Source organism: Ramlibacter algicola (assembly GCF_016641735.1).
Taxonomy (GTDB): Bacteria; Pseudomonadota; Gammaproteobacteria; order Burkholderiales; family Burkholderiaceae_C; genus Ramlibacter; species Ramlibacter algicola.
The window spans coordinates 3,416,545-3,440,336 of the sequence record NZ_JAEDAO010000001.1; the positions used below are offsets into that span (position 1 = coordinate 3,416,545).

At 68.9% G+C, this 23,792-nt stretch carries 22 protein-coding genes; 12 read left to right on the top strand and 10 right to left on the bottom strand.

Annotation, left to right across the window (positions count from 1 at the left end):
- Positions 1-19 precede the first annotated feature (19 nt).
- Positions 20-952, bottom strand: coding sequence for a hypothetical protein (locus tag I8E28_RS16775; protein ID WP_200789259.1), 933 nt, complete (start codon positions 950-952; stop codon positions 20-22).
- 196 nt (positions 953-1,148) lie between these two features.
- On the opposite strand from I8E28_RS16775, the gene I8E28_RS16780 reads away from it, so the two are divergent.
- Positions 1,149-2,069 carry a LysR family transcriptional regulator gene (locus I8E28_RS16780; RefSeq protein ID WP_200789260.1) on the top strand — a complete coding sequence of 307 codons (921 nt, stop codon included), beginning with the start codon at positions 1,149-1,151 and terminating at the stop codon, positions 2,067-2,069.
- A 2-nt stretch (positions 2,070-2,071) separates the two neighbouring features.
- On the opposite strand, the gene I8E28_RS16785 is transcribed toward I8E28_RS16780, so the two are convergent.
- The 3 genes from I8E28_RS16785 to I8E28_RS16795 form a co-directional block, all read right to left on the bottom strand.
- Complete coding sequence (locus I8E28_RS16785) at positions 2,072-4,939, bottom strand: aconitate hydratase (RefSeq protein ID WP_200789261.1); 2,868 nt, start codon at positions 4,937-4,939, stop codon at positions 2,072-2,074.
- Positions 4,940-5,026: 87 nt separating this feature from the next.
- Positions 5,027-6,109 (bottom strand): 3-phosphoserine/phosphohydroxythreonine transaminase, encoded by a 1,083-nt coding sequence (gene serC, locus I8E28_RS16790; protein WP_200789262.1) that lies wholly within the window; start codon positions 6,107-6,109, stop codon positions 5,027-5,029.
- A 62-nt stretch (positions 6,110-6,171) separates the two neighbouring features.
- On the bottom strand, positions 6,172-6,567 hold the full coding sequence (locus I8E28_RS16795) for a hypothetical protein (protein WP_200789263.1): 396 nt from the start codon (positions 6,565-6,567) through the stop codon (positions 6,172-6,174).
- 105 nt (positions 6,568-6,672) lie between these two features.
- Between I8E28_RS16795 and I8E28_RS16800 the strand changes: the two genes are divergently transcribed.
- A complete protein-coding gene (locus I8E28_RS16800) occupies positions 6,673-7,506 on the top strand; it encodes a helix-turn-helix domain-containing protein (RefSeq protein WP_200789264.1) in 834 nt (277 codons plus the stop codon).
- On the opposite strand, the gene I8E28_RS16805 is transcribed toward I8E28_RS16800, so the two are convergent.
- Positions 7,503-8,027, bottom strand: a complete 525-nt coding sequence (locus tag I8E28_RS16805) for a hypothetical protein (protein ID WP_200789265.1) — start codon at positions 8,025-8,027, stop codon at positions 7,503-7,505. The genes I8E28_RS16800 and I8E28_RS16805 overlap by 4 nt on opposite strands.
- A 205-nt stretch (positions 8,028-8,232) precedes the next feature.
- On the opposite strand from I8E28_RS16805, the gene I8E28_RS16810 reads away from it, so the two are divergent.
- A complete protein-coding gene (locus I8E28_RS16810; RefSeq protein ID WP_200789266.1) occupies positions 8,233-8,739 on the top strand; it encodes a pyridoxamine 5'-phosphate oxidase family protein in 507 nt (168 codons plus the stop codon).
- 15 nt (positions 8,740-8,754) lie between these two features.
- Here I8E28_RS16810 and I8E28_RS16815 read toward each other — a convergent pair whose 3' ends face one another.
- The 5 genes from I8E28_RS16815 to I8E28_RS16835 form a co-directional block, all read right to left on the bottom strand.
- On the bottom strand, positions 8,755-9,708 hold the full coding sequence (locus tag I8E28_RS16815; protein WP_200789267.1) for an ATP-grasp domain-containing protein: 954 nt from the start codon (positions 9,706-9,708) through the stop codon (positions 8,755-8,757).
- Positions 9,709-9,796: 88 nt separating this feature from the next.
- Entirely contained in the window at positions 9,797-12,388 is a 2,592-nt protein-coding gene (gene acnB, locus I8E28_RS16820; protein WP_200789268.1) for a bifunctional aconitate hydratase 2/2-methylisocitrate dehydratase, read from the bottom strand.
- A 32-nt stretch (positions 12,389-12,420) separates the two neighbouring features.
- Positions 12,421-13,125, bottom strand: coding sequence for a hypothetical protein (locus I8E28_RS16825; protein ID WP_338050794.1), 705 nt, complete (start codon positions 13,123-13,125; stop codon positions 12,421-12,423).
- 15 nt (positions 13,126-13,140) lie between these two features.
- The gene (locus tag I8E28_RS16830) at positions 13,141-14,130 is read right to left on the bottom strand and encodes an HpcH/HpaI aldolase/citrate lyase family protein (protein ID WP_239027461.1); all 990 of its coding nucleotides are present in this window, start codon (positions 14,128-14,130) and stop codon (positions 13,141-13,143) included.
- Entirely contained in the window at positions 14,127-15,113 is a 987-nt protein-coding gene (locus I8E28_RS16835) for a malate dehydrogenase (RefSeq protein ID WP_200789269.1), read from the bottom strand. Before I8E28_RS16835 ends, I8E28_RS16830 begins: the two co-directional genes overlap by 4 nt.
- A 181-nt stretch (positions 15,114-15,294) precedes the next feature.
- Between I8E28_RS16835 and I8E28_RS16840 the strand changes: the two genes are divergently transcribed.
- The 9 genes from I8E28_RS16840 to leuC all read left to right on the top strand — a co-directional run bounded on the left by I8E28_RS16840 (position 15,295) and on the right by leuC (position 23,783).
- The gene (locus I8E28_RS16840; protein ID WP_200789270.1) at positions 15,295-16,065 is read left to right on the top strand and encodes a GntR family transcriptional regulator; all 771 of its coding nucleotides are present in this window, start codon (positions 15,295-15,297) and stop codon (positions 16,063-16,065) included.
- 144 nt (positions 16,066-16,209) lie between these two features.
- The gene (gene sdhC, locus I8E28_RS16845; RefSeq protein ID WP_200789271.1) at positions 16,210-16,641 is read left to right on the top strand and encodes a succinate dehydrogenase, cytochrome b556 subunit; all 432 of its coding nucleotides are present in this window, start codon (positions 16,210-16,212) and stop codon (positions 16,639-16,641) included.
- Between the two features lie 13 nt (positions 16,642-16,654).
- Positions 16,655-17,041 carry a succinate dehydrogenase, hydrophobic membrane anchor protein gene (sdhD, locus tag I8E28_RS16850; protein ID WP_200789272.1) on the top strand — a complete coding sequence of 129 codons (387 nt, stop codon included), beginning with the start codon at positions 16,655-16,657 and terminating at the stop codon, positions 17,039-17,041.
- A 13-nt stretch (positions 17,042-17,054) separates the two neighbouring features.
- Positions 17,055-18,863 carry a succinate dehydrogenase flavoprotein subunit gene (gene sdhA / locus I8E28_RS16855; protein ID WP_200789273.1) on the top strand — a complete coding sequence of 603 codons (1,809 nt, stop codon included), beginning with the start codon at positions 17,055-17,057 and terminating at the stop codon, positions 18,861-18,863.
- Between the two features lie 63 nt (positions 18,864-18,926).
- Complete coding sequence (locus tag I8E28_RS16860; protein ID WP_200789274.1) at positions 18,927-19,631, top strand: succinate dehydrogenase iron-sulfur subunit; 705 nt, start codon at positions 18,927-18,929, stop codon at positions 19,629-19,631.
- 7 nt (positions 19,632-19,638) lie between these two features.
- Positions 19,639-19,905, top strand: a complete 267-nt coding sequence (locus I8E28_RS16865; RefSeq protein WP_200789275.1) for a succinate dehydrogenase assembly factor 2 — start codon at positions 19,639-19,641, stop codon at positions 19,903-19,905.
- 30 nt (positions 19,906-19,935) lie between these two features.
- Complete coding sequence (gltA, locus tag I8E28_RS16870; RefSeq protein ID WP_200789276.1) at positions 19,936-21,246, top strand: citrate synthase; 1,311 nt, start codon at positions 19,936-19,938, stop codon at positions 21,244-21,246.
- Positions 21,247-21,379: 133 nt separating this feature from the next.
- Positions 21,380-22,324, top strand: coding sequence for a LysR family transcriptional regulator (locus tag I8E28_RS16875; RefSeq protein WP_200789277.1), 945 nt, complete (start codon positions 21,380-21,382; stop codon positions 22,322-22,324).
- 37 nt (positions 22,325-22,361) lie between these two features.
- Positions 22,362-23,783 (top strand): 3-isopropylmalate dehydratase large subunit, encoded by a 1,422-nt coding sequence (gene leuC, locus I8E28_RS16880; RefSeq protein WP_200789278.1) that lies wholly within the window; start codon positions 22,362-22,364, stop codon positions 23,781-23,783.
- Positions 23,784-23,792 lie beyond the last annotated feature (9 nt).

The following is a 23,792-nucleotide window of genomic DNA, read 5'->3' on the forward strand; positions in this document are numbered from 1 at the left end:
GGCATTGTGCCCGCCTGGTTCAGCCGGCCTGCATGGGGACCAGCCCGAGGAGCAACGCGACGAGCTGCGAGTCGGTGAACGCGCCTTCGTGCACCCGTGCCGTCGCGCCCGTGCGCCGCTGCACTTCGTCGCGCAGGCCGGCCGCCACCAGCGGCACCTCGCCCACGACGTCGACGCACGGCTGCTGCGGGCCGGCCCCCAGGAACGAGGAGATGCCGATCGCCAGGTCCAATGCGGCGCGGTCGCCGCTGCCGGCCAGCAGCGCGACGTGGCCGGGCCGCGCCATCGAGGACTGCACCAGCGGGTGCCCGAACACGCGCCGGCCGGCGGCGTGGACGCGCAGCGAACGGCCACCGACCGCGAGGTCGACGTACGCCATGCCCACGTCGGTGGTCTTCGGGTCCGCGCCGGCGAAGCGGCGGTACACCAGCGGCCGCTCGAAATGCCCGGCCAGGTTGCGTGCGGTCTCGATGGCTCGCGCGTCCACCGAGGCGAGCAGGCCCACGCTGCCGGCCGGTGCGCCCTCGGGCGGCGCCGGCAGCGTCGGTGGTTCGGCGAACGCCCGCCACGTCTCGCGCGGGGCCAGGCCGGCCGCGGCGACCGCGTCGATGCGGCGAGCGAACGCGTCGGGCGATTCGATCCACTGCGTCGTGCTGACGGCCAGCGGCTCCGACAGGGTGCGAGGCCCGACGCTACGGTGCACCAGCCGCGGCACGTCCGGCCGCGCCTTGCGCAGCGACGTACGCAACGCCTCCTCGATCGCGTCCTCGGGCCCTTCCTGCCACAGCACGTACCAGCCCGCGATGTGCAGCACCGCACCGCAGAGGCCGGCCACCCGCGAGGGGCCCTGGACGCGCCGGCGGGCGGCGAACAGCTGCTCCATCGTCGAGCCTTCCACGCGGGCCCGGCTCACCCGCAGGATGCGAGTGACGACTTCTCCTGCAAGCGGCATGGCGCCGCCTTCCGGCTGCGGAGGCGGAAGCGGATCGCGTTTCACGGGGGAGAGGTCCTGCCTGCGGCCGCGGCAAGCGGCCAAAAAAAGGCCCGCGGGACGCGGGCGGCTCGTACTGCCATGTCCACGATTATTCCGTGGCGGGCTTTTGCTTCCGATGCATTGCTTTGCTAGATTTGATGCGTCAGGCGCAACGATGAACATCCGCCGCCTCCAGCACCTCGTGGCCCTCGCGGAAGAAGGCAACTTCCGACGCGCGGCGGAACGGGTGCACCTGAGCCAGCCGGCCTTCAGCCGCAGCATCCAGGCCGCGGAATCGGAGCTCGGCCTGAAGCTGTTCGACCGCGGCACGCAGGAAGCCAAGCCCACGCCCGCCGGCGCCTTCGTCGTCGAACGCGCGCGCAGCCTGCTGCAGCAGACCCGCAACCTCGAACGCGACGTGCTCCTGTACCGGGACCGCGCCGTCGGCGACCTCAGCTTCGGCTCCGGCCCCTTCCCTGCCGCGTCGATCGTCCCTTCCCTGCTCGCCGACGTGCGCAAGCGCTACCCCGGCGTACGCGTCTGCGTGCACGTGAACAACGCGCACCACCTGGTCAACTGCGTGCGGCGCGAGGAGCACGAGTTCTTCGTGGCCAACACGGTGGACGTGCCACGCGACGGCGCGTTCCACATCCAGCGCATCGGCACCATCCCGGGCGGGCTGTACGTGCGGCACGGGCATCCGCTGCTCGCGCGCCGCCACGTGGTGCTGGCCGACGTGCTGGGCTACGGCATCGCCACCGGCCGGCTGCCGCCGGACACGACCGCGCGCCTGCTCAAGCTGGTGGGCCAGCCGCCGGACGCCAAGCTGCCGATCGCGGTGGAGTGCGACGACACCTACCTGCTCAGGCGCATGGCGCTGGACAGCGACACGGTGATCATCTCCAGCGCGGACCTGCTGGCCGAGGACATCAAGCGCAAGGAGATCCACGAGGTGCTGCCGCGCGACCTGCCGCAGCAGCTGTCGCACCTGGGCATCGTCACGCTCTCCGGCCGCACGCCGTCCCCCGTGGCGGCCTATGCGATGCGCTTCCTCGCCGACGCCGCCGCGGCGCGATTCGGGCGCGCCGCGGCTTAGTCCTAGGCAGCCAGGAGCTGCCTGAGAACAAACGGAAGAATCCCGCCATGGCGGTAGTACTGCACCTCGATCGCAGTGTCGATGCGCAGCGTGACCGTGATCTCCCGCGTACTTCCATCCGCCTTGCGGATCGCCACCTTGGCGTCGCTCTGCGGCCGCAGCTGCGGATCGGGGATCACGTCGACGAACTCCGAGCCGTCCAGGCCGAGCCGCTCCCAGCTGTCCTCGCCCTGGAACTGCAGCGGCAACACGCCCATGCCCACCAGGTTGCTGCGATGGATGCGCTCGAAGCTGCGCGCGACCACCGCCTTGATGCCGAGCAGTTGCGTGCCCTTGGCCGCCCAGTCGCGTGAGGAGCCGGTGCCGTATTCCTCGCCGGCGAAGATGACCGTGGGACGGCCCTCGGCCATGTACTTCATCGCGGCGTCGAAGATCGGCATCTTCTCGGTGCCCCCTTGCGCGTCCCGGTACAGCGTCACGCCGCCCTCCTCGCGCGAGCCGTCCGCCCGCGGCGGCAGCATCAGGTTCTTGATGCGCACGTTGGCGAAGGTGCCGCGCATCATCACCTCGTGGTTGCCGCGCCGCGCACCGTAGCTGTTGAAGTCCGGCTTCTGCACGCCGTGCGCCAGCAGCCACTTGCCGGCCGGCGAACTCTCCTTGATGGAGCCCGCGGGCGAGATGTGGTCGGTGGTGATCGAATCGCCGAACAGCGCCATGACGCGCGCCTGGCGCACCGCTATGTCCTGGCCCGGGTCGTTGGCGGGCGGCTGCGGCGTGAAGCCCTTGAACAGCGGCGGCTCCGCGATGTAGGTGCTGGTGGGCCAGCGGTAGGTCTCGCCGCTCATGCCCTGGATGCCCTTCCACAGCTCGCCGGGTTCGGTCTTCACCTTCGCGTAGTTGTTGCGATAGGCCTTGCCGTCCATGGCGAACTTGAGCAACTTGTGGATCTCGTCGGTGGTGGGCCAGATGTCGCCCAGCCACACGTCCTTGCCGCCATGGCCCTTGCCGACCGGCTCGGTCATCAGGTCGCGCAGCACCGTGCCCGCGATCGCGTACGCCACCACCAACGGCGGGCTGGCGAGGAAGTTGGCCTTGATGTTCGGATGGATGCGCGCCTCGAAGTTGCGGTTGCCGGACAGCACGGCCGCGCAGACCAGGTCGCCCTTGGTGATCACCTCGTTGATCTCCGGCGCGAGGTCGCCCGAGTTGCCGATGCAGGTCGTGCAGCCATAGCCCGCGACGGTGAACCCAAGCTGCTCCAGGTAAGGCAGCAGCCCCGCCTTCTGCAGGTACTCGGTCACGATGCGCGAGCCAGGCGCCAGCGACGTCTTGATGTGCTTCTGCACGCGCAGGCCCGCCATCACCGCCTTCTTCGCCAGCAGCCCCGCCGCCAGCAGCACGCTGGGGTTGGACGTGTTGGTGCAGCTGGTGATGGCCGCGATCAGCACGTCGCCGTTGCCGATGGTGATGTCTTCGCGGACGGTGGGCGTCGAGGGCGCCTCGTGCTGCGCCGACGCGAGCGTCGGCTTGTTGTATTCCATCTCGGTCTCGGACACGAGCGCCGCCGGCCTGACCGGCGGATTCGCCGGCACCTTGTCCAGCGGCTCCTCGCCGCCGGAGTGCAACAGGTGGCGCGTCTGCAGCGTTTCCGAAGGCATGTTGAAACCGTTCTCCGCCGAAGGCCTGGAGTACAGCGTCCGGAACGTGCCCGCGACCTTGCCGAGCTCGATGCGGTCCTGCGGGCGCTTGGGCCCGGACAGGCTGGGCGTCACGTCGCCGAGATCCAGTTTCACGACCTGCGAGTAGTCGCACTCGCCGGCAAGCGGGATGCCGAACAGGCCCTGCGCGCGGAAGTACGCTTCCAGCGCCTCGATCTCCTCCTTGTCGCGGCCGGTGCCGCGGAAGTACTCGATCGTTTTCTCGTCGACCGGGAAGAAGCCCATGGTGGCGCCGTACTCGGGCGCCATGTTGCCGATGGTGGCGCGGTCCGGCACCGCCAGCGTGCGCGTGCCCGCGCCGAAGAACTCGACGAACTTGCCGACCACCTTGTGCTTGCGCAGCAGCTCGGTGATGGTCAGCACCAGGTCGGTGGACGTGCAGCCTTCACGCAGGCGGCCGGTGAGCTCGAAGCCGACGACGTCGGGCGTGAGCATGTACACCGGCTGGCCCAGCATCGCCGCTTCGGCCTCGATGCCGCCGACGCCCCAGGCGACCACGCCGACGCCGTTGATCATCGTCGTGTGGCTGTCCGTGCCGACCAGTGTGTCCGGGTAGTACACGCCGTCAGCGGTCTTGTGCACGCCGCGCGCGAGGTACTCCAGGTTCACCTGGTGCACGATGCCGAAGCCGGGGGGCACGACGCCGAAGGTCTTGAACGCCTGCATGCCCCACTTCATGAACTCGTAGCGCTCCTTGTTGCGCTGGAACTCGAGCTTCATGTTCAGGTCGAGCGCGTCCTTCGTGCCGTAGTGGTCGACCATCACCGAGTGATCGACGACCAGGTCCACGGGCACCAGCGGCTCGATGGTCCCGGGCTTGCGACCCAGGCGGCTGGCGGCGCTGCGCATCGCGGCCAGGTCGGCCAGCAGCGGCACGCCGGTGAAGTCCTGCAGCACGACGCGGGCGACGACGAAGGGGATCTCCTCCGTGCGCGCCGCGTTGGCCTTCCAGCTGGCCACCTCGCGCACGTGCTCGGGCGTGACCTTCAGGCCGTCGCAATTGCGCAGCACCGACTCCAGCACGATGCGCATGGACACCGGCATGCGGCGGATGTTGGGGAACTCTTCGGCGAGCGCCGGGAGCGAGTAGAACTGCCCGGTCCTCGTGCCGGCCCTGAACTGCCGGCGTGTGCGTTCGAAAGCGTGCGTCATCGGTCCTCCGTCGTTCGTGTCGCCAAGCATTGTGCCGCCGGGGGATGACCGTCGTGGGAACGTGGGCGCCGCCGAGCCAGCCGCGCGTCAGCCGTGCTCGCGCTCGAACTCCTGCATGTACTTCACCAGCGCCTGCACGCCCTCGATGGGCATCGCGTTGTAGATGGATGCGCGCATGCCGCCCGAGATGCGGTGGCCCTTGAGCTGCACCATGCCGCGGTCCTGCGCCCCCTTCAGGAAGGCCGCGTCGAGCGCCGTGTCCTTCAGGTGGAAGGGGATGTTCATCAGCGAGCGGTCCTGCAGCGCCACTTCGTTGCGGAAGAAGCGGCTCTGGTCCAGGAAGTCGTACAGCAGCTTCGCCTTCGCACGGTTGTGCTGCTCCACCGCCGGCAGGCCGCCGAGGTCCTTCACGTGCCGCAGCACCAGCCCCGCGACGTAGATCGCGTACGTCGGCGGCGTGTTGTACATGGAGTCGTGCTCCGCCTGCAGCCTGTAGTCGAAGGCGGACGGCGTGATCGGCAGCGCGTGCCCCAGCAGGTCGTCGCGCACGATCACGACCGTCAGGCCCGACGGCCCCATGTTCTTCTGTGCGCCGGCGTAGATCAGCCCGTAGCGCGACACGTCGATGGGCCGCGACAGGATGTCGGACGACATGTCCGCCACCAGCGGCACGCCGGCGGTGTCGGGCGTCCAGTGGTACTGCACGCCGCGGATCGTTTCGTTCGAGCAGACGTGCACGTAGGCGGCGCCGGGGTCCAGCCGCCACGTGTCACGCGCGGGGATGCGCGTGAAGTTCGTGTCCTGCGAGGTCGCGGCGACGTTGACGGTGCCGAACTTGCGCGCCTCGGCCAGCGAGCGCTCCGACCAGTCGCCGGTGGAGACGTAGTCGGCGCGGCCCGTGCGCCCGATCAGGTTCATCGGGACGATCGCGTTCTCGCCGATCGCACCGCCCTGCATGAACAGCACCTTGTAGTTGCCCGGGATGCCGAGCAGCTCGCGCAGCAGCGCTTCGGCTTCGGCATGGATCGCGATGAATTCCTTGCCGCGGTGGCTCATCTCCATCACGGACATGCCGCTGCCGTTCCAGTCCAGCATCTCGGCGGCGGCACGCCGCAACACGGGTTCGGGCAAGACGGCCGGGCCGGCACTGAAGTTGAAGACGCGCGACATGGAATGCAATGAAGGGAAGCGGGACAGCATACAAGAAGGAAGAAGGCGCGCGCTCCCTCCGCTCAGGCCAGCGCGTGACGCGGACGCCGGCTGCACCACCATTGCAGTTCGCCGAACGCGAACACGACGAGCGCCTGCAGCGCGATCCACGCGCCGCCCGCGAGGCTGGGGTGCAGCCAGGGCCCGGCCAGCGCGGCGACGCACAGCAGCGCCCAGCCGATGTTGCCGAACGCGAACAGCAGCACCAGCGGCCGCGGCGGCTCGGCGCGGCTGGCGGCCCACGCCACCAGCGCGCCGTAGGCGAGATAGAACAGGCCGGTCTCGAAGAGCAGTGCCGAGGGCAAGGCCAGGACGCGCGACAAGGTGTCGACGGCCGCGACGTGGATCACCCCGCAGGCCACGGAGGTGGCGGCGTCCGCCCACAGGACGCGGCGCAGGAGGGTCGTGGAAGCTTGCATGGTCTCTCCTTGGAAGTGGAGCCCGGATGCTCGGTGCCCCCATGCGCCCGGTCCATGACGTGCGAGGTCATGGAACGGGCCTGCCACAAGCCCTAGCATGGCGCCATGCAAGCTGCCCTCCAGCCGTCCCGCCGCGCGTCCCTCCAGCCCTTCGGCGCCCACCTGCGGCACTGGCGCCAGCACCGGCGCCTGAGCCAGCAGGCGCTGGCCGAGGAAGCCGAGGTGTCGACGCGCCACCTGAGCTTCGTCGAGACCGGCCGGTCCGCACCGAGCCGCGAGATGGTGATCCGCCTGGCCGCGCGCCTGGAGGTGCCGCTTCGCGAACGCAACGCGATGCTCGTCGCCGCCGGCTACGCGCCCATGTACCGCGAGCGGCCGTTCGACGACCCCGAACTCGCGCCCGCGCGCCAGGCGGTGGAGCAGATCCTGCGCGCGCACGAACCGTGGCCGGCGTTGGCGGCCGATCGCCACTGGAACCTGGTCGCGACCAACCGGATGCTGCCCCACCTGCTGGCGGGCGCGGACCCCGCGCTGCTCACGCCACCGGTGAACGTGCTGCGCATCAGCCTGGACCCGCGAGGCGTCGCCTCCTCCATCGTCAACCTCGCCCAGTGGCGCGGGCACCTGCTGGAGCGCCTGCGGCAGCAGGTGCACGCCACCGGCGACGGCGTGCTGGCGTCGCTGCTGGAGGAACTGCTCGCGCTGCCCGCTCCCCCGGACGATGCCGACGGCAAGCTGCCCGGCGAGCACGTGGGCATCGCGCTGCCACTGCGGCTGAGGACGGCGAGCGGCGAGGTGCTGAACCTGCTCAGCACGACGACGGTCTTCGGCACCGCGGTCGACGTGACCTTGCAGGAACTGACGCTGGAAACCTTCCTGCCGGCCGATGCGCAGACGGCCAATGCGCTGCGCCGGCTCGGCGAGTCGCTGCCCGCCTAGCCGTACAGCGCGCGGTGCAGCTCGAGGTAAGCGCCGGGCGGCACGGCGTCCTTGATGCGCGGGGCCACCTCGCACAGCTGCTGGTAGTTCATCGCCTGCTCCACCGCGAGATTGAGGCGGAAGCCGCGCAGGCCCATGCCCGCCGTGAGCTTCGTCGCAATGGGATACGCGGCCTGGTAGCGCTCCTGCGGCGTCCGTTCGCCGGCGGGAGCAGCGGCCTCGGGCTGCTCCTGCGGCTTCGGCCGCGACGGCGGTGCGGCCACCGGGGCAGCGGCGACCGGGGCAGCGGCCGCCGGTGCGAGGTCCGGCGCCGCGGCCCCCGACGGCAGTTCGAGCAGCCCGAGCTGCAGCAGGTAGTCGACGTCGTCGCGCGTGACGCCGACCGCGTTGGTCGCGGCCAGCACCTGGTCGACGGTCTTGCTGCCGTCGAACAGGATGAAGGCCGCGCGCTGGCGCGGGGACAGGGGCACGGAGCGGTCCTTGAGGACCTTCTGGCCGGCTTCGGACTTGACGAGTTTCATGCGTGGGGGACGGCGTGGCGCATGGCTCACCCATGATGCGGCGGACCCGGCATGCACCATTCAGGGTCATCCCTGATGGGCTGGCCCTCTCCTGTCAGGTTCGTCACGGTGTCGGCGGTCGCGCACGGGAAAGCGTGGCTGCTTCCGACCCGCGGCGGCGCGACGCGACCGCAGCATGGAACGAACCACCGCAACGAGGACGCCCATGAGCAAGGACAAGACGCCGCAGCAGAAGCTGTGGGAGATGATCAAGGACATCCGCTTCGGGATGCTGACGCACCGCCACACCGACGGCGGGCTGCACTCGCACCCGCTCACCACCCAGAACAAGGAGCTCGGCGAGAAGGGCGTGCTGTACTTCTTCGTCAGCCGCACGACCGAGGTGGGCTCGCGGCTGCGCGTGGACGGCAACGTCAACGTCACCTACAGCGACCCGCACAAGGACCACTACGTGTCGATCACCGGCACGGCGACCATCAGCGAGGACATGGACGCCAAGCAGCGCCTGTTCAACCCGATGGCCAAGGCCTGGTTCCCGAAGGGAGCCGGCGACCCCGACCTGGAACTCGTCGAGGTGCACATCACCAGCGCCGAGTACTGGGACGTCAAGGAGAGCAAGCCGACGCAGCTGTTCAAGATGGCCGCGGCGGCCGTGAGCGGCGAGCGCCCGACGATGGGCGAGCACCACGAGGTGTCGGTCGGCGCCCACTGAGGCGCGCGACCGCACTCAGGCGGGGACGGCCTCGAGCTGCGCCTCGAGGAAGTCGACGACGCGCTCGAACGGGTCGAAGCCGAACGCTTCGGCCACCGACGGGCGCAGGTTCGAGTTCGCGTTCACGTCGTAGAAGACGCGGCGGCCATCCGGCGTCTCGAGGTACTCGATGCCGCCGACGTCCAGGCCGGCCGCGCGCACGATCTTCTTCGCCGTCTCGACCGCTTCGCGCGGCACCTCGGGATAGGCGAAGAACTCCGGCGGCGGCGCAGGCGTGTCCGGGATCTCGCAGATGCCTTCGCCGTCGTCCGGGTTGCACACCGGCGAGGGGCACAGGTTGAAGCGACCGTGCGTCACGACGCGCATGGCGTACAGCAACTCGCCGCCGAGGAACTCCATTCGCACGATGCCGAATTCGGGGTCGTGCGGCAGGTACTCCTGCAGCAGGAACAGGTTGTCGGGCTGCCACACCGACGGGTCGCGGTCGAAGATGGCGTCGACCTCCTCGAAGGATTCCACCACCTGGATGCGGGCGCCGCTGCCGCCCTGGTCGGGCTTGAGCACCGCGGGCCAGCGGATGTTGCGGGCCTGCTCGCGCAGGGCGCGCGTGTCGTTGAACGTCACCGATCGAGGTGTGTCGACGCCCAGCGTGCGCAGCAACGTGGCCTGGACGCTCTTGCTCAACTCCAGCGCGAACACGTCGGCGCCATTGAGAACGCGCGCGCCGAGGCGTTCGAGCGTTCGCATGTAGGCGAGCGCGAGCGGCACCGCGCGCGTGTTGCCGCGCAGGTAGGCGCTGGGGCTGGCCTGGTTGAAGTACAGCTTCGCGCGCGGCGCATCCACGTTGCTGAACGCCGCCTTCGTGACGTCGAACGCCTCGAACGCGATGCCGCGTGCGCGCAGTGCGGCGAAGAGCGGCTTCTGCCACTCGGGATGCTCATGCAGGACGATCAGGTCGGGGGAGGCCATGCGGGGATGCTAGCCAGCGCCGGGCAACCCTGCTCCCGCAAGGAAAAAGGGCCGCGAGTGCGGCCCTTTCCTGCTCTTGCGGCGCTGCTTACGCGGGCACCGTGTCGGCGGCCTTGCTGTAGTCCTCGATCTGGTCGAAGTTCATGTACTTGTAGATCTTGTCGCCGTTGGCGTTGAGCACGCCGATGTCGGCCATGTACTCCTCGCGCGTCGGGATCTTGCCCAGGCGCGAGCAGATAGCGGCCAGTTCGGCGGAGCCCAGGTACACGTTGGTGTTCTTGCCCAGGCGGTTCGGGAAGTTGCGGGTCGACGTGGACATGACCGTCGCGCCTTCGCGCACCTGCGCCTGGTTGCCCATGCACAGCGAGCACCCGGGCATCTCCATGCGCGCGCCGGCGACGCCGAGCACGCCGTAGTGACCTTCCTCGGTCAGCTGCGCCTGGTCCATCTTGGTCGGCGGCGCCACCCACAGCTTCACCGGGATGTCGCGCTTGCCTTCCAACAGCTTGGACGCGGCGCGGAAGTGGCCGATGTTGGTCATGCACGAGCCGATGAACACCTCGTCGATCTTGGCGCCGGCGACGTCGGACAGCGTCTTCACGTCGTCCGGGTCATTCGGGCACGCCACGATCGGCTCGCCGATCTCGGCCAGGTCGATCTCGATGACGGCCGCGTACTCGGCGTCGGCATCGCGCTCGAGCAGCTGCGGGTTCTTCAGCCAGGCTTCCTGCGCGGCGATGCGGCGCGCCAGCGTGCGCGCATCGGCGTAGCCCTGCGAGATCATCCAGCGCATCAAGGTGATGTTGCTCTTGATGTACTCGATGATCGGCTCCTTGTTCAGGTGCACGGTGCAGGCCGCGGCCGAACGCTCGGCCGACGCGTCGGACAGCTCGAACGCCTGTTCCACCTTCAGGTCAGGCAGTCCTTCGATCTCGAGGATGCGGCCGGAGAAGATGTTCTTCTTGCCGGCCTTGGCGACGGTCAGCAGGCCTTGCTTGATCGCGTACAGCGGGATCGCGTTGACCAGGTCGCGCAGCGTGACCCCGGGCTGCATCCGGCCCTTGAACTTCACCAGCACGCTCTCGGGCATGTCCAGCGGCATGACGCCGGTGGCGGCCGCGAAGGCGACCAGGCCGGAGCCGGCCGGGAAGCTGATGCCGATCGGGAAGCGGGTGTGCGAGTCGCCGCCGGTGCCGACGGTGTCGGGCAGCAGGAAGCGGTTCAGCCAGCTGTGGATCACGCCGTCACCGGGGCGCAACGCGACGCCGCCACGCGTGGAGATGAACGCGGGCAGCTCGTGGTGCGTCTTCACGTCCACCGGCTTCGGGTACGCGGCCGTGTGGCAGAACGACTGCATGACGAGGTCGGCCGAGAAGCCCAGGCAGGCCAGGTCCTTCAGCTCGTCGCGCGTCATCGGGCCGGTGGTGTCCTGCGAGCCCACCGAAGTCATCTTCGGTTCGCAGTACGTGCCGGGGCGGATGCCCTGCCCTTCCGGCAGGCCGCAGGCGCGGCCGACCATCTTCTGCGCGAGCGTGAAGCCCTTGCCGGAATCGACCGGCGGCTTGGGCAGGCGGAACAGCGTCGAGGGCGGCAGGCCCAGCGCTTCGCGCGCCTTGGCGGTGAGGCCGCGGCCGATGATCAGCGGGATGCGGCCGCCGGCGCGCACTTCGTCGAACAGCACGTCGCTCTTCACTTCGAAAGTCGCGATGACTTCGCCGTTCTTCAGCGCCTTGCCTTCGTACGGGCGCAGCTCGATGACATCGCCCATCTCCATCTTGCTGGTGTCCAGCTCGATCGGCAGCGCGCCCGCGTCTTCCATCGTGTTGTAGAAGATCGGCGCGATCTTGCCGCCCAGGCAGACGCCGCCGAAGCGCTTGTTCGGCACGTGCGGAATGTCCTGGCCGGTCCACCACAGCACGCTGTTGGTCGCCGACTTGCGCGACGAACCGGTGCCCACGACGTCGCCGACGTAGGCGACCGGGTGGCCCTTGGCCTTCAGGTCCTCGATCAGCTTGATCGGGCCGCGCTTGCCGTCCTCCTCGGGCTGGAACGGCGCGCCTTCGCGCTTGTTCTTCAGCATCGCGAGCGCGTGCAGCGGGATGTCCGGACGGCTCCACGCGTCCGGCGCGGGCGACAGGTCGTCGGTGTTGGTTTCGCCGGGCACCTTGAAGACGGTGACGGTGAGGCTTTGCGGCAGTTCGGGGCGGCCGGTGAACCACTCGGCGTCGGCCCAGCTTTGCAGCACGGCCTTGGCGTTGGCGTTGCCCTTGTCGGCCTTTTCCTTGACGTCGTGGAACTGGTCGAACATCAGCAGCGTGCCCTTGAGGGCGTCGGCCGCGACGGCGCCGACTTCGGCATCGTCCAGCAGGTCGATCAGCGGGCTGATGTTGTAGCCGCCGAGCATGGTGCCCAGCAGCTCGGTCGCCTTGGCGCGGCTGATGATCATGCACTTCTCGCTGCCCAGGGCGACGGCCGCGAGGTAGCTGGCCTTCACCTTGGCGGCGTCGTCGACGCCCGCCGGCACGCGGTGGGTGACCAGGTCGAGCAGGAAATCCGCCTCGGCCTGCGAGGGGTTCTTCAGCAGCTCGATGAGGTCGGCCGTCTGCTTCGCGTTCAGCGGCAGCGGCGGGATGCCGAGCGCGGCGCGCTCGGCGACATGCTTCACGTAGTCCTGCAACATGTGGTGGTCTCTCCGTCTGGTCTCGATTCAGGTCACTGGGCCGGGGCGGACGCCGGGGACGCGGCGGGCGCCGAAGTGGGGGCGGGTGTGGGAGCCGATGCGGGCACCGTTTGCGGCGCGGGCGGCAGGTTCAGGCCCTGTGCAGCGGACGCGGGCGTCCCGGGCGGCAGCGATTCGCGCGATGCCGACGCGGCCGGCTGCGGCGCATCGAGGATGCTCGGGCGCGGGTTGCGCTTCAGGTCCTCGGCCATGTCCTTCTGCTTCGGGCTCTGGCATTCGTCGGCCAGGCGCTGCCCGAGCTTCTGGCTCATGAGCATCGACTTGTTCCCGAGCTGCAGCCACATCGCGCCGCGCTTCGGGTCTTCCAGCCGGATGGCGCCCGTGCGGCTTTCCACCGGGTGCATCAGGAAGCGGTAGCCCTTGGTCGTGACGACGAACAGGCCGGCGCGGCGCGCGGGCTTGACGTTCACCGTGGCGCCGAGTTCGCACGGCAGCTCGCCGGTGTCCACGCGCTTGGCGACTTCGAGGTCGTCGTCGGTGAGCTTGACGTTCGGGTCGTCATCGATCGGGGTGACTTCCTCGACCGCCTTCTGCGCGCTCCTGGCCAGTTTCGGCTTGGCCTTGGCGGCCGGTGCCTTCGCAGCCGGCTTGCCCGGTGCCTTGGGGGTCGTCTGCGCGAACGCAGGGGCCGCGAGCAGCAGTGCCAGCGCGGTGGTGGTGGTCAGCGAAAGACGCAAATCGGGACTCCTGGGTCAGGCGGCGGCGTCGAACCACGCGCGCGCGCCGGCCGGCAACGGCCGGCCGGTGGCTTGGGCGCGCTCGAGCACCTGCCAATGAAAACGGTAGCTGGCGCGGTCATGCAGCTTGCCGTCGAAGGAAATCGGCGCCCACGCCGCCGCTTGCGCGGCCAGCAGCAGGCGCACGGCCAGTTCCACCTCGTCGCCCGTCGGCGCCATCGCCTCGAGGATGGGACGGACCTGGTCAGGGTGGATGCTCCACATGCGCGTGAAGCCGAATTCGGTGGTCGCACGGCGCGCGGCCGCACGCATGGCGGCCGGGTCCTTGAACTCGGTGACCACGCTGTGCGAAGGCACCTTGCCGTGCGCGTGGCACGCCGACGCGATCTCCAGCTTGGCGCGCACCACGAGCGGGTGCGTGAACTGGCCCTCGACGCCCATGCCGGCTTCGGGAATCGCGCCGCCATGCGCCGACACGAAGTCCATCAGGCCGAAGCTGAGCGACTGCACGCGCGGGTGCGAGGCGATGTCGAAGGCGCGGTGCACGGCGGCGGGCGATTCGATGAGCGCATGCAGCGGCAGCGCGGGAGCGCCAGCCGCGTCGACGGCCCGAACGGCCGTTTCGATGTCCTGCACCGACTCGACCTTGGGGATCATCACGTGCGCCAGCCGCGCGCCGGCGCCGCCGACGATGGTGCGGACGTCGTCCGCGAAGGCGGGATGGTCGACGGCATGCACGCGCACGGCGACGCGCATGCCCTCTTCGGCGCCGAGCGCCAGCTCGGAGACCAGCTTCGCGTGGTCGGCTTCCGCGCCCGCAGGCGCGCCGTCCTCGCAATCGAGCGTGACGTCGAAGACGCAGGCGCCGAACTCGCGGGCCATGTCGGCCTGCAGCTGCAGGCTCTTGCGCATGCGCGCCTCGACGCCGCTGTAGTGGTCGCACACCGGCAGGTGGCCGGTGCGCGCCTGGGCGCCGAGAAGGACGGTGCGCGGGTGCAAGGTCAGAGCAGGTGCGCGACGCCGGCCTGCTCGTCCTGCAGTTCCTTCAGCGTCTTGTTGATGCGGTCCTGGCTGAACTCGTCGATCGGCAGGCCCTTGACGACTTCGTACTTGCCGTTGGCCGTGGTGACCGGGAAGCCGAACATCACGTCTTTGGGAATGCCGTAGTCGCCGTTGGACGGGATGCCCATCGTGACCCACTTGCCGTTGGTGCCGAGCGCCCAGTCGCGCATGTGGTCGATGGCGGCGTTGGCGGCCGAGGCAGCCGACGACAGGCCGCGCGCCTCGATGATGGCGGCGCCGCGCTTGCCCACGGTGGGCAGGAAGGTGTCGGCGTTCCAGGCCTGGTCGTTGATCATGTCCTTGACGCTCTTGCCACCCACGGTGGCGAAGCGGTAGTCGGCGTACATGGTCGGCGAGTGGTTGCCCCACACGGTCATCTTCTCGATGTCGGCCACGGCGACCTTGGCCTTGGCCGCGATCTGCGACAGGGCGCGGTTGTGGTCCAGGCGGAGCATGGCGGTGAAGTTCTCGCGCGGCAGCGAGGGCGCGCTCTTCATCGCGATGTAGGCGTTGGTGTTGGCCGGGTTGCCGACCACCAGCACCTTCACGTTGCGGCTGGCGACCTTGTCCAGCGCCTTGCCCTGCGCCGTGAAGATGGCGCCGTTGACGGCCAGCAGCTCGGCGCGTTCCATGCCCGGGCCGCGCGGACGCGAGCCGACCAGCAGCGCGTAGTCGGTGTCCTTGAACGCGGTCATCGGGTCGCTATGCGCTTCCATGCCGGCCAGCAGCGGGAACGCGCAGTCCTCGAGCTCCATCATCACGCCCTTGAGGGCCTTCTGCGCCTTCTCGTCCGGGATCTCCAGCAGCTGCAGGATCACCGGCTGGTCCTTGCCGAGCATCTCGCCCGAGGCGATGCGGAACAGGAGGGCGTAACCGATCTGGCCGGCGGCGCCGGTGACGGCGACGCGGACGGGCTTCTTGGACATGGAAGGTTCTCCGGTGGAAGGTTGCGAATCGGCGCGGAGCCTGGGAGCGCGCCGCGGCGCACGGCCGGGGGCGAGGCCCTCGCGGGACAGCCCGTGATTGTACCCATGGCGACCCTGGCGCGGCAATTTGTCTTATGTCTTATAGAAGATATGATCGGGCCTCGGACGCCCTCCCGGACCCATGCCCACCCCGCCCTTCCCGGACGACGCCGGCGCCCTGCCGGCGACGCCCGCGTTCAGCCCGCTGTACCAGCAGATCAAGGACCTGATCCTGCAAAGCCTGCAGCAGGGCGAGTGGAAGCCGGGCGAGGCGATCCCCAGCGAAATCGACCTGGCCGCGCGCTACCGCGTCAGCCAGGGCACGGTGCGCAAGGCCATCGACGAGCTCGCGGCCGAGCACCTGCTGGTGCGTCGCCAGGGCAAGGGCACCTTCGTCGCGACGCATGCCGAGCAGCACGTGCAGTACCGCTTCCTGCGGCTCGTGCCCGACAGCGGCGACCGCGATGCCAATGGCCCCGCGCAGCGCACGATCCTCGAATGCCGGCGCTCGCGTGCCACCGGCGACATCGCACGCGCGCTCGCGCTGCGCTCCGGCGAGCCGGTGGTGCAGGTGCGCCGCGTGCTGTCGTTCGCGGGCGTGCCGACGATCCTGGAAGACCTGTGGCTCCCCGGTGGCCCGTTCAAGGGCCTGACGGCCGAACAGATGGCCGACTACCCCGGGCCGACGTACGCGATGTTCGAGCTCGAGTTCGGCGTGCGCATGGTGCGCGCCGAGGAGAAGATCCGCGCCGTCGCCGCCGACGAGCAGCAGGCCGCGTTGCTGGCCGTCTCCCCGGGCACGCCGCTGCTCAGCGTGGAACGCATCGCTTCGACCTACAACGGCCTGCCCATGGAGTTGCGGCGCGGCCTGTACCGCACCGGCGACCGCCACTACCGCAACGTGCTCGCGTGAACGCCGCGCGCGCGCAAGTGACCCGGCGGACCTGTCGAGTCCCTTGCAACCGCCGTGTCAGCTTGTTGCAGTGAAATAGAATCGTGTGTTGTCCGCGGCACGCCCGCGCCATTTCGCACACGCGACCCCAGAAAGCTCCCGCCCATGCAGACAGCCCAGAAGCGGCCGGAATTCCGCAACATCAACGCCTTGCGCGACCTGCCCACCTACCGCCTGCCGGCGCCGGGCTGGGTGTCCATCCTCCACCGCGTCAGCGGCATGCTGATGTTCGTGTTGCTGCCCTTCATCATCTGGATGTTCGACACGTCCGTCACCTCCGAGGTGTCGTTCGCGCGCTTCCGTTCCGCCTTCACCAACGGCCTCGGCTTCGTGCCGGGCTGGTTCGTCAAGCTGGTCGTGCTCGCGCTGATCTGGGCCTACCTGCACCACGTGTTCGCCGGCGTGCGCCACCTGTGGATGGACGTCAGCCACGCGGCGACGACCAAGCAGTTCGGCGGCAAGAGCGCCAAGGTCGTGCTGGTCGCCAGCATCGTCCTCACCGTCGTGCTCGCGGCCAAGCTGTTCGGCCTGTACTGAACGAGAGATCCCCATGAGCGTCCCCAAGCGTCAAGGCCCCGTCAACTACGGCTCGCAGCGCACCGTCGTCGGCGCGCACTACGGCATGCGCGACTGGCTCAGCCAGCGCGTCACCGCGGTCGTGATGACCATCTTCACCCTGCTGGTCCTCGGCCAGCTGCTGCTCACGCGCGGTCCCATCGGCTACGACAAGTGGGCCGGCATCTTCGCGGCGCAGTGGATGAAGGTGCTGACCTTCTCCGTCATCGCCTCGCTCCTCTGGCACGTGTGGGTCGGCATGCGCGACGTGCTGATGGACTACATCAAGCCGGTGTTCCTGCGCCTCGTGCTGCAGGTGTTCGTGATCGTGTGGCTCACCGGCTGTGCCGGCTGGGCCCTGCAAGTCCTCTGGCGCCTCTGAGCGCCGACAGCAAATGGCCTACAGCAGCAAGAACATCACCCGCCGCCGCTTCGACGTCGTCATCGTCGGTGCGGGCGGCTCCGGCATGCGCGCGTCCCTGCAACTCGCGCGCGCCGGCCTCAACGTCGCCGTCCTGTCCAAGGTGTTCCCCACCCGCTCGCACACCGTCGCCGCGCAAGGCGGCATCGGCGCGTCGCTGGGCAACATGTCCGAGGACAACTGGCACTACCACTTCTACGACACCGTCAAGGGCGGTGACTGGCTGGGCGACCAGGACGCGATCGAGTTCATGTGCCGCGAGGCGCCGCACGTGGTCTACGACCTCGAGCACATGGGCATGCCGTTCGACCGCAACCCGGACGGCACCATCTACCAGCGCCCGTTCGGCGGCCACACGGCCAACTACGGCGAGAAGCCCGTGCAGCGCGCCTGCGCCGCGGCCGACCGCACCGGGCACGCGATGCTGCACACGCTGTACCAGCAGAACGTCAAGGCGCGCACCAGTTTCTTCGTCGAGTGGATGGCGCTGGACCTGATCCGCGATGCCGAAGGCGACGTCGTCGGCGTCACCGCGCTGGAGATGGAGACGGGCGACCTGCACATCCTGGAAGCCAAGACCACGCTGCTGGCCACCGGCGGCGCGGGCCGCATCTTCGCCGCGTCGACCAACGCGTTCATCAACACCGGCGACGGGCTGGGCATGGCGGCGCGCGCCGGCATCCCGCTCGAGGACATGGAGTTCTGGCAGTTCCACCCGACCGGCGTGGCCGGCGCGGGCGTGCTGCTCACCGAAGGCTGCCGCGGCGAAGGCGCCATCCTGCTGAACAGCAATGGCGAGCGCTTCATGGAGCGCTACGCGCCCACGCTGAAGGACCTGGCGCCGCGCGACTTCGTGTCGCGTTCGATGGACCAGGAGATCAAGGAAGGTCGCGGCTGCGGTCCCAACAAGGACTACGTGCTGCTCAAGCTGGACCACCTGGGCGCGGAGACCATCCACAAGCGCCTGCCGTCGGTGTACGAGATCGGCATCAACTTCGCCAACGTCGACATCACCAAGGAGCCGATCCCGGTCGTGCCCACGATCCACTACCAGATGGGCGGCATCCCGACCAACATCCACGGCCAGGTGGTGACGCAGACCGCGGACGACCACAACGCGGTGGTCAACGGCCTCTACGCGGTGGGCGAATGCTCCTGCGTCAGCGTGCACGGCGCCAACCGCCTGGGCACCAACTCGCTGCTGGACCTGCTGGTGTTCGGCCGCGCGGCCGGCAACCACATCGTCGAGTTCGCCTCGCGCACCAAGGCCCACAAGGACCTGCCCAAGGACGCCGCGGACCGCACGCTAGAGCGTCTCGCGCGACTGGACTCGGCCACCGGTGGCGAATACGCCCAGGACGTGGCCAACGACATCCGCGCCACCATGCAGCGCCACGCGGGCGTGTTCCGCACGCAGTCGAGCATGGACGAAGGCGTGCAGAAGATCGCCGCCATCCGCGAACGCGTGAATGCGATCGCGATGCAGGACAAGTCGATGGTGTTCAACACGGCCCGCGTGGAAGCGCTGGAGGTCGAGAACCTCATCGAGTGCGCGCAGGCGACCATGGTGTCGGCAGCCGCCCGCAAGGAATGCCGCGGCGCCCACACCGTCAGCGACTACGAGAAGCCGGCCGACGACCCGGTCGCGCCGCTCGGCCGCGACGATGCCAACTGGATGAAGCACACGCTGTGGCACAGCCAGGGCAATTCGCTCACCTACAAGCCCGTGAAGATGAAGCCGCTGACGGTCGACTCCGTGCCGCCGAAGGTGCGCACGTTCTGATCGGTACGTTGTCCTACGGACTTCCACGGCGGCACCAAAGCACCTAGATTCCCTCGAAGCACCATGCAGAAACGCACGTTCCAGATCTACCGCTACGACCCGGACAAGGACGCCAAGCCTTACATGCAGACGGTCGAGATCGAGCTCGAGGGCAACGAGCGCATGCTGCTCGACGCGCTGATGAAGCTCAAGGCGCAGGACCCGACGCTGTCGTTCCGCCGCTCCTGCCGCGAAGGCGTGTGCGGCTCGGACGCGATGAACATCAACGGCAAGAACGGCCTGGCGTGCCTGACGAACATGCGCACGCTGAAGGATCCGATCGTCCTCAAGCCCCTGCCCGGCCTGCCCGTCGTGCGCGACCTGATCGTCGACATGACGGACTTCTTCAAGCAGTACCACTCGATCAAGCCCTACCTCGTCAACGACGAGATCCCGCCCGAGAAGGAACGCCTGCAGTCCCCCGAGGAGCGCGAAGAGCTCAACGGCCTGTACGAATGCATCCTGTGCGCCAGCTGCTCCACCAGCTGCCCCAGCTTCTGGTGGAACCCGGACAAGTTCGTCGGCCCGGCCGGCCTGCTGCAGGCCTACCGCTTCATCGCCGACAGCCGCGACCAGGCGACCGGCGAGCGCCTCGACAACCTCGAGGACCCGTACCGCCTGTTCCGCTGCCACACGATCATGAACTGCACGGACGTCTGCCCGAAGGGCCTCAACCCGACGGCCGCCATCGGCAAGATCAAGGAGCTGATGGTCCGCCGGGCCATCTGAGGCACGCGTGGCGGAAGCGCTCCTGGACGATCACGCCGTCGGCAAGCTGCGCTGGCGCTGCCGGCGCGGGCTGCTGGAGAACGACCTCGTCCTGGAACGCTTCTTCTCGCGGCACGCGGCGACCCTCACCGCTCGGCAGGGCGAGTTGCTCGAGGAGTTGATGCAACTCGCCGACAATGACCTGCTGGACCTGCTGCTGTCGCGCCGCGAGCCCGCCGGCGAGCTCGACCGTCCCGAAGTCCATGGATTGCTGAAGCTGCTGCGCTCGCGCTGAGCGCGCCCACCGATCACCCAAGGAAACGCCATGAAACTCGCCGACAACAAAGCCACCCTGTCGTTCTCCAGCGGCAGCCCCAGCGTCGAGCTGCCCGTCTACAAGGGCACCATCGGCCCGGACGTGATCGACATCCGCAAGCTGTACGCGCAGACGGGCATGTTCACGTACGACCCCGGCTTCATGTCGACGGCGTCGTGCCAGTCGACCATCACGTACATCGACGGCGATAAGGGCGAGCTGCTGTACCGCGGCTACCCCATCGAGCAGCTGGCCACGAAGTGCGACTTCCTCGAGACCTGCTACCTGCTGCTCAAGGGTGAACTGCCCAACCAGGCGCAGAAGACCGATTTCGTCTCGCGCGTGACCAACCACACGATGGTCAACGAGCAGATGCAGTTCTTCCTGCGCGGCTTCCGCCGCGACGCGCACCCGATGGCGGTGATGACCGGCCTGGTGGGCGCCCTGTCGGCCTTCTACCACGACAGCACCGACATCAATAACCCCGAGCACCGCGAGATCTCGGCGATCCGGCTGATCGCGAAGATGCCGACGCTGGTCGCGATGACCTACAAGTACTCCGTCGGCCAGCCGTACATCTACCCGAAGAACGACCTGTCGTACTCGGCGAACTTCATGCGCATGATGTTCGCGACGCCGTGCGAGGAGTACGAGCCCAACGACGTGCTGGTGCGCGCGATGGACCGCATCTTCATCCTGCACGCCGACCACGAGCAGAACGCGTCCACCTCCACCGTGCGCCTGTGCGGCAGCTCGGGCACGAACCCGTTCGCGGCCATCGCCGCCGGCGTCGCGTGCCTCTGGGGTCCCGCCCACGGCGGCGCCAACGAAGCCGCGCTGAACATGCTGGAGGACATCCAGCAGATGGGCGGCGTCGCCAAGATCGGCGAGTTCGTCTCCAAGGTGAAGGACAAGAACTCCGGCGTCCGCCTGATGGGCTTCGGCCATCGCGTCTACAAGAACTACGACCCGCGTGCCAAGCTGATGCGCGAGACCTGCCACGAGGTGCTGCAGGAGCTGGGCCTGGAAAACGACCCGCTGTTCAAGCTGGCCATGTCGCTGGAGAAGATCGCGCTGGAAGACGAGTACTTCGTCTCGCGCAAGCTGTACCCGAACGTCGACTTCTACTCGGGCATCGTACAGCGCGCCATCGGAATCCCGGTCGGCCTGTTCACGGGCATCTTCGCGCTGGCCCGCACCGTCGGCTGGATCGCGCAGCTCAACGAGATGCTGGCCGATCCCGAGTACAAGATCGGCCGCCCGCGCCAGCTGTTCACCGGCGCCACCAAGCGCGACGTGCAGCCGATCGCCCAGCGCTGATCCGGCTTCGCGTTGGGACAAAGCCCGCTCCGGCGGGCTTTTTCATGCCCGGACGAGCCCACACCCATCTCCATCCGCGATGGGAGGGCATCGCCACCGAGGGAGAATGGCCATCGACCTTCTTCCCTGACGAATGCAAAGCACCGAACGCAGCTTCGCGCGCCGGCTGGACCTCACGTCCCTCCAGCTGTTCGTCGCCGTCTGCGAGGCCGGGTCGATCGGCCGCGCCGCGGGGCAGGAGTTCATCGCGGCGTCCGCCGTGAGCAAGCGACTCTCGGACCTCGAAGCCGCCCTCGGCACCCCGTTGCTGTATCGGCGCCCGCGCGGCGTCGAACTCACGCCCGCGGGCGAGACCTTCCTGCACCACGCGCGCTCGGTCCTCTTCAGCCTCGAGCGCATGCAGGGCGAACTGAGCGAATTCGCGCAGGGCGTTCGCGGGCACGTGCGCATCCACGCCAACCTGTCGGCCATCGTGCAATTCCTGCCGGAGGACCTGGCGGGCTTCGCGCGCCGGCATCCGCAGGTCAAGCTCGATCTCGAGGAGCACGTCAGCGCCGAAGTCGTGCGCGCGGTGCGCGACGGCGATGCCGACGTCGGCATCTGCAACACGACCGGCGCGCTCGCGGACCTGCAGGTGCGCCGCTATCGGCAGGACCGCCTGGTGGTCGCCGTGCCGCGCGGCCACCCGCTTGCTGCCTACGACGCGGTCTGGTACGCCGACACGCTGGACCACGACCAGATCGGCATGAGCGGCAACAGCGCGATCGACGTCGCGATGCGCCGCGCCGCTGCCGCCGCCGGCAAGGACATCCCGCTGCGCGTGCGCGTCACCGGGCTCGATGCGCTGTGCCGCATGGTCCACAACCGGCTGGGCATCGGCCTGCTGCCCGATCGCGCCTTCGAGCTGCTGCGCGGCGTCGGCGACCTGCAGGCCGTGCCGCTGCGCGACGACTGGGCGGTGCGCGACATCGACCTGCTGGCGCGCGACTTCGACGCGCTGCCCGTCACCGCGCGCATGCTCGTCGACCACCTGTGCGCCACCGCCGATCCCCTGCTGGACGATCGCCGGGCCGCCTAGACCCGACCACTAGAATCCAACCGAACAGGACCACGCCATGGCCCGCACCCTCTACGACAAGATCTGGGACGAGCACGTCGTCCACACCGAGGAGGACGGCACCGCCATCCTCTACATCGACCGCCATCTCGTGCACGAGGTGACGAGCCCGCAGGCGTACGAAGGCCTGCGCGAAAGCGGCCGCAAGGTGTGGCGCGTGAGCTCCGTCGTCGCCACCGCCGACCACAACACGCCCACCACCGGCTGGGAGCGCGGCTACGACGGCATCGACGACCCGATCAGCAAGGAACAGGTCACGACCCTCGACAAGAACATGCAGGAGTTCGGCGCCGCCGCGTACTTCCCGTTCCTGTCCAAGCGCCAGGGCATCGTGCACGTGATCGGTCCCGAGCAGGGCGCGACGCTGCCGGGCATGACGGTGGTGTGCGGCGATTCGCACACGTCCACGCACGGCGCGTTCGGCGCGCTCGCGCACGGCATCGGCACCAGCGAGGTGGAGCACGTGCTGGCCACGCAGACGCTGCTGGCCAAGAAGGCGAAGAACATGCTGGTGCGCGTCGAGGGCCAGCTGGCCCGCGGCGTCACCGCCAAGGACATCGTGCTGGCCATCATCGGCCGCATCGGCACCGCGGGCGGCACCGGCTACACGATCGAGTTCGCCGGTTCGGCCATCCGCGCACTGTCGATGGAAGGCCGCATGACCGTGTGCAACATGGCCATCGAGGCCGGCGCCCGCGCGGGACTGGTCGCGGTGGACGACAAGACCATCGAGTACCTGAAGGGCCGCCCGCTCTCGCCCACAGGCGTGGAATGGGACCAGGCGGTCGCCTACTGGCGCACGCTGCAGTCCGACCCCGGCGCGGGGTTCGACGCGGTGGTCGACCTGGACGCCGCCGCGATCCGGCCGCAGGTGACCTGGGGCACGTCGCCCGAGATGGTCACGGGCGTGGACGGCCGCGTGCCGGACCCGGATGCCGAGAAGGACGACTCCAGGCGGGGCGCCATCGAGCGCGCGCTGACCTACATGGGCCTGGAACCCGGCAAGCCGGTGCAGGACATCTTCGTCGACAAGGTGTTCATCGGCTCGTGCACCAACAGCCGCATCGAGGACATCCGCGAGGCCGCCGCGGTGGTCAAGCGCCTCGGGCAGAAGGTGGCCAAGAACGTGAAGCTCGCGATGGTGGTGCCGGGCTCCGGCCTGGTGAAGGAACAGGCCGAGCGCGAAGGGCTGCACGAGATCTTCAAGGCCGCGGGCTTCGACTGGCGCGAACCGGGCTGCTCGATGTGCCTGGCGATGAACGCCGACCGGCTCGAGCCGGGCGAGCGCTGCGCGTCCACCAGCAACCGCAATTTCGAGGGCCGCCAGGGTGCGGGCGGCCGCACGCACCTGGTCAGCCCCGCGATGGCCGCGGCGGCGGCGGTGCACGGCCATTTCGTCGATGTCCGTCAATTCGCCTGAGGAGGCTCC

Excerpts from the sequence above, each read along its gene's own strand:
- I8E28_RS16775 (WP_200789259.1), bottom strand. The coding sequence starts at position 952 with ATGCCGCTTGCAGGAGAAGTCGTCACTCGCATCCTGCGGGTGAGCCGG.
- I8E28_RS16780 (WP_200789260.1), top strand. The coding sequence starts at position 1,149 with ATGAACATCCGCCGCCTCCAGCACCTCGTGGCCCTCGCGGAAGAAGGC.
- I8E28_RS16785 (WP_200789261.1), bottom strand. The coding sequence starts at position 4,939 with ATGACGCACGCTTTCGAACGCACACGCCGGCAGTTCAGGGCCGGCACG.
- serC (WP_200789262.1), bottom strand. The coding sequence starts at position 6,109 with ATGTCGCGCGTCTTCAACTTCAGTGCCGGCCCGGCCGTCTTGCCCGAA.
- I8E28_RS16795 (WP_200789263.1), bottom strand. The coding sequence starts at position 6,567 with ATGCAAGCTTCCACGACCCTCCTGCGCCGCGTCCTGTGGGCGGACGCC.
- I8E28_RS16800 (WP_200789264.1), top strand. The coding sequence starts at position 6,673 with ATGCAAGCTGCCCTCCAGCCGTCCCGCCGCGCGTCCCTCCAGCCCTTC.
- I8E28_RS16805 (WP_200789265.1), bottom strand. The coding sequence starts at position 8,027 with ATGAAACTCGTCAAGTCCGAAGCCGGCCAGAAGGTCCTCAAGGACCGC.
- I8E28_RS16810 (WP_200789266.1), top strand. The coding sequence starts at position 8,233 with ATGAGCAAGGACAAGACGCCGCAGCAGAAGCTGTGGGAGATGATCAAG.
- I8E28_RS16815 (WP_200789267.1), bottom strand. The coding sequence starts at position 9,708 with ATGGCCTCCCCCGACCTGATCGTCCTGCATGAGCATCCCGAGTGGCAG.
- acnB (WP_200789268.1), bottom strand. The coding sequence starts at position 12,388 with ATGTTGCAGGACTACGTGAAGCATGTCGCCGAGCGCGCCGCGCTCGGC.
- I8E28_RS16835 (WP_200789269.1), bottom strand. The coding sequence starts at position 15,113 with ATGTCCAAGAAGCCCGTCCGCGTCGCCGTCACCGGCGCCGCCGGCCAG.
- I8E28_RS16840 (WP_200789270.1), top strand. The coding sequence starts at position 15,295 with ATGCCCACCCCGCCCTTCCCGGACGACGCCGGCGCCCTGCCGGCGACG.
- sdhC (WP_200789271.1), top strand. The coding sequence starts at position 16,210 with ATGCAGACAGCCCAGAAGCGGCCGGAATTCCGCAACATCAACGCCTTG.
- sdhD (WP_200789272.1), top strand. The coding sequence starts at position 16,655 with ATGAGCGTCCCCAAGCGTCAAGGCCCCGTCAACTACGGCTCGCAGCGC.
- sdhA (WP_200789273.1), top strand. The coding sequence starts at position 17,055 with ATGGCCTACAGCAGCAAGAACATCACCCGCCGCCGCTTCGACGTCGTC.
- I8E28_RS16860 (WP_200789274.1), top strand. The coding sequence starts at position 18,927 with ATGCAGAAACGCACGTTCCAGATCTACCGCTACGACCCGGACAAGGAC.
- gltA (WP_200789276.1), top strand. The coding sequence starts at position 19,936 with ATGAAACTCGCCGACAACAAAGCCACCCTGTCGTTCTCCAGCGGCAGC.
- I8E28_RS16875 (WP_200789277.1), top strand. The coding sequence starts at position 21,380 with ATGCAAAGCACCGAACGCAGCTTCGCGCGCCGGCTGGACCTCACGTCC.
- leuC (WP_200789278.1), top strand. The coding sequence starts at position 22,362 with ATGGCCCGCACCCTCTACGACAAGATCTGGGACGAGCACGTCGTCCAC.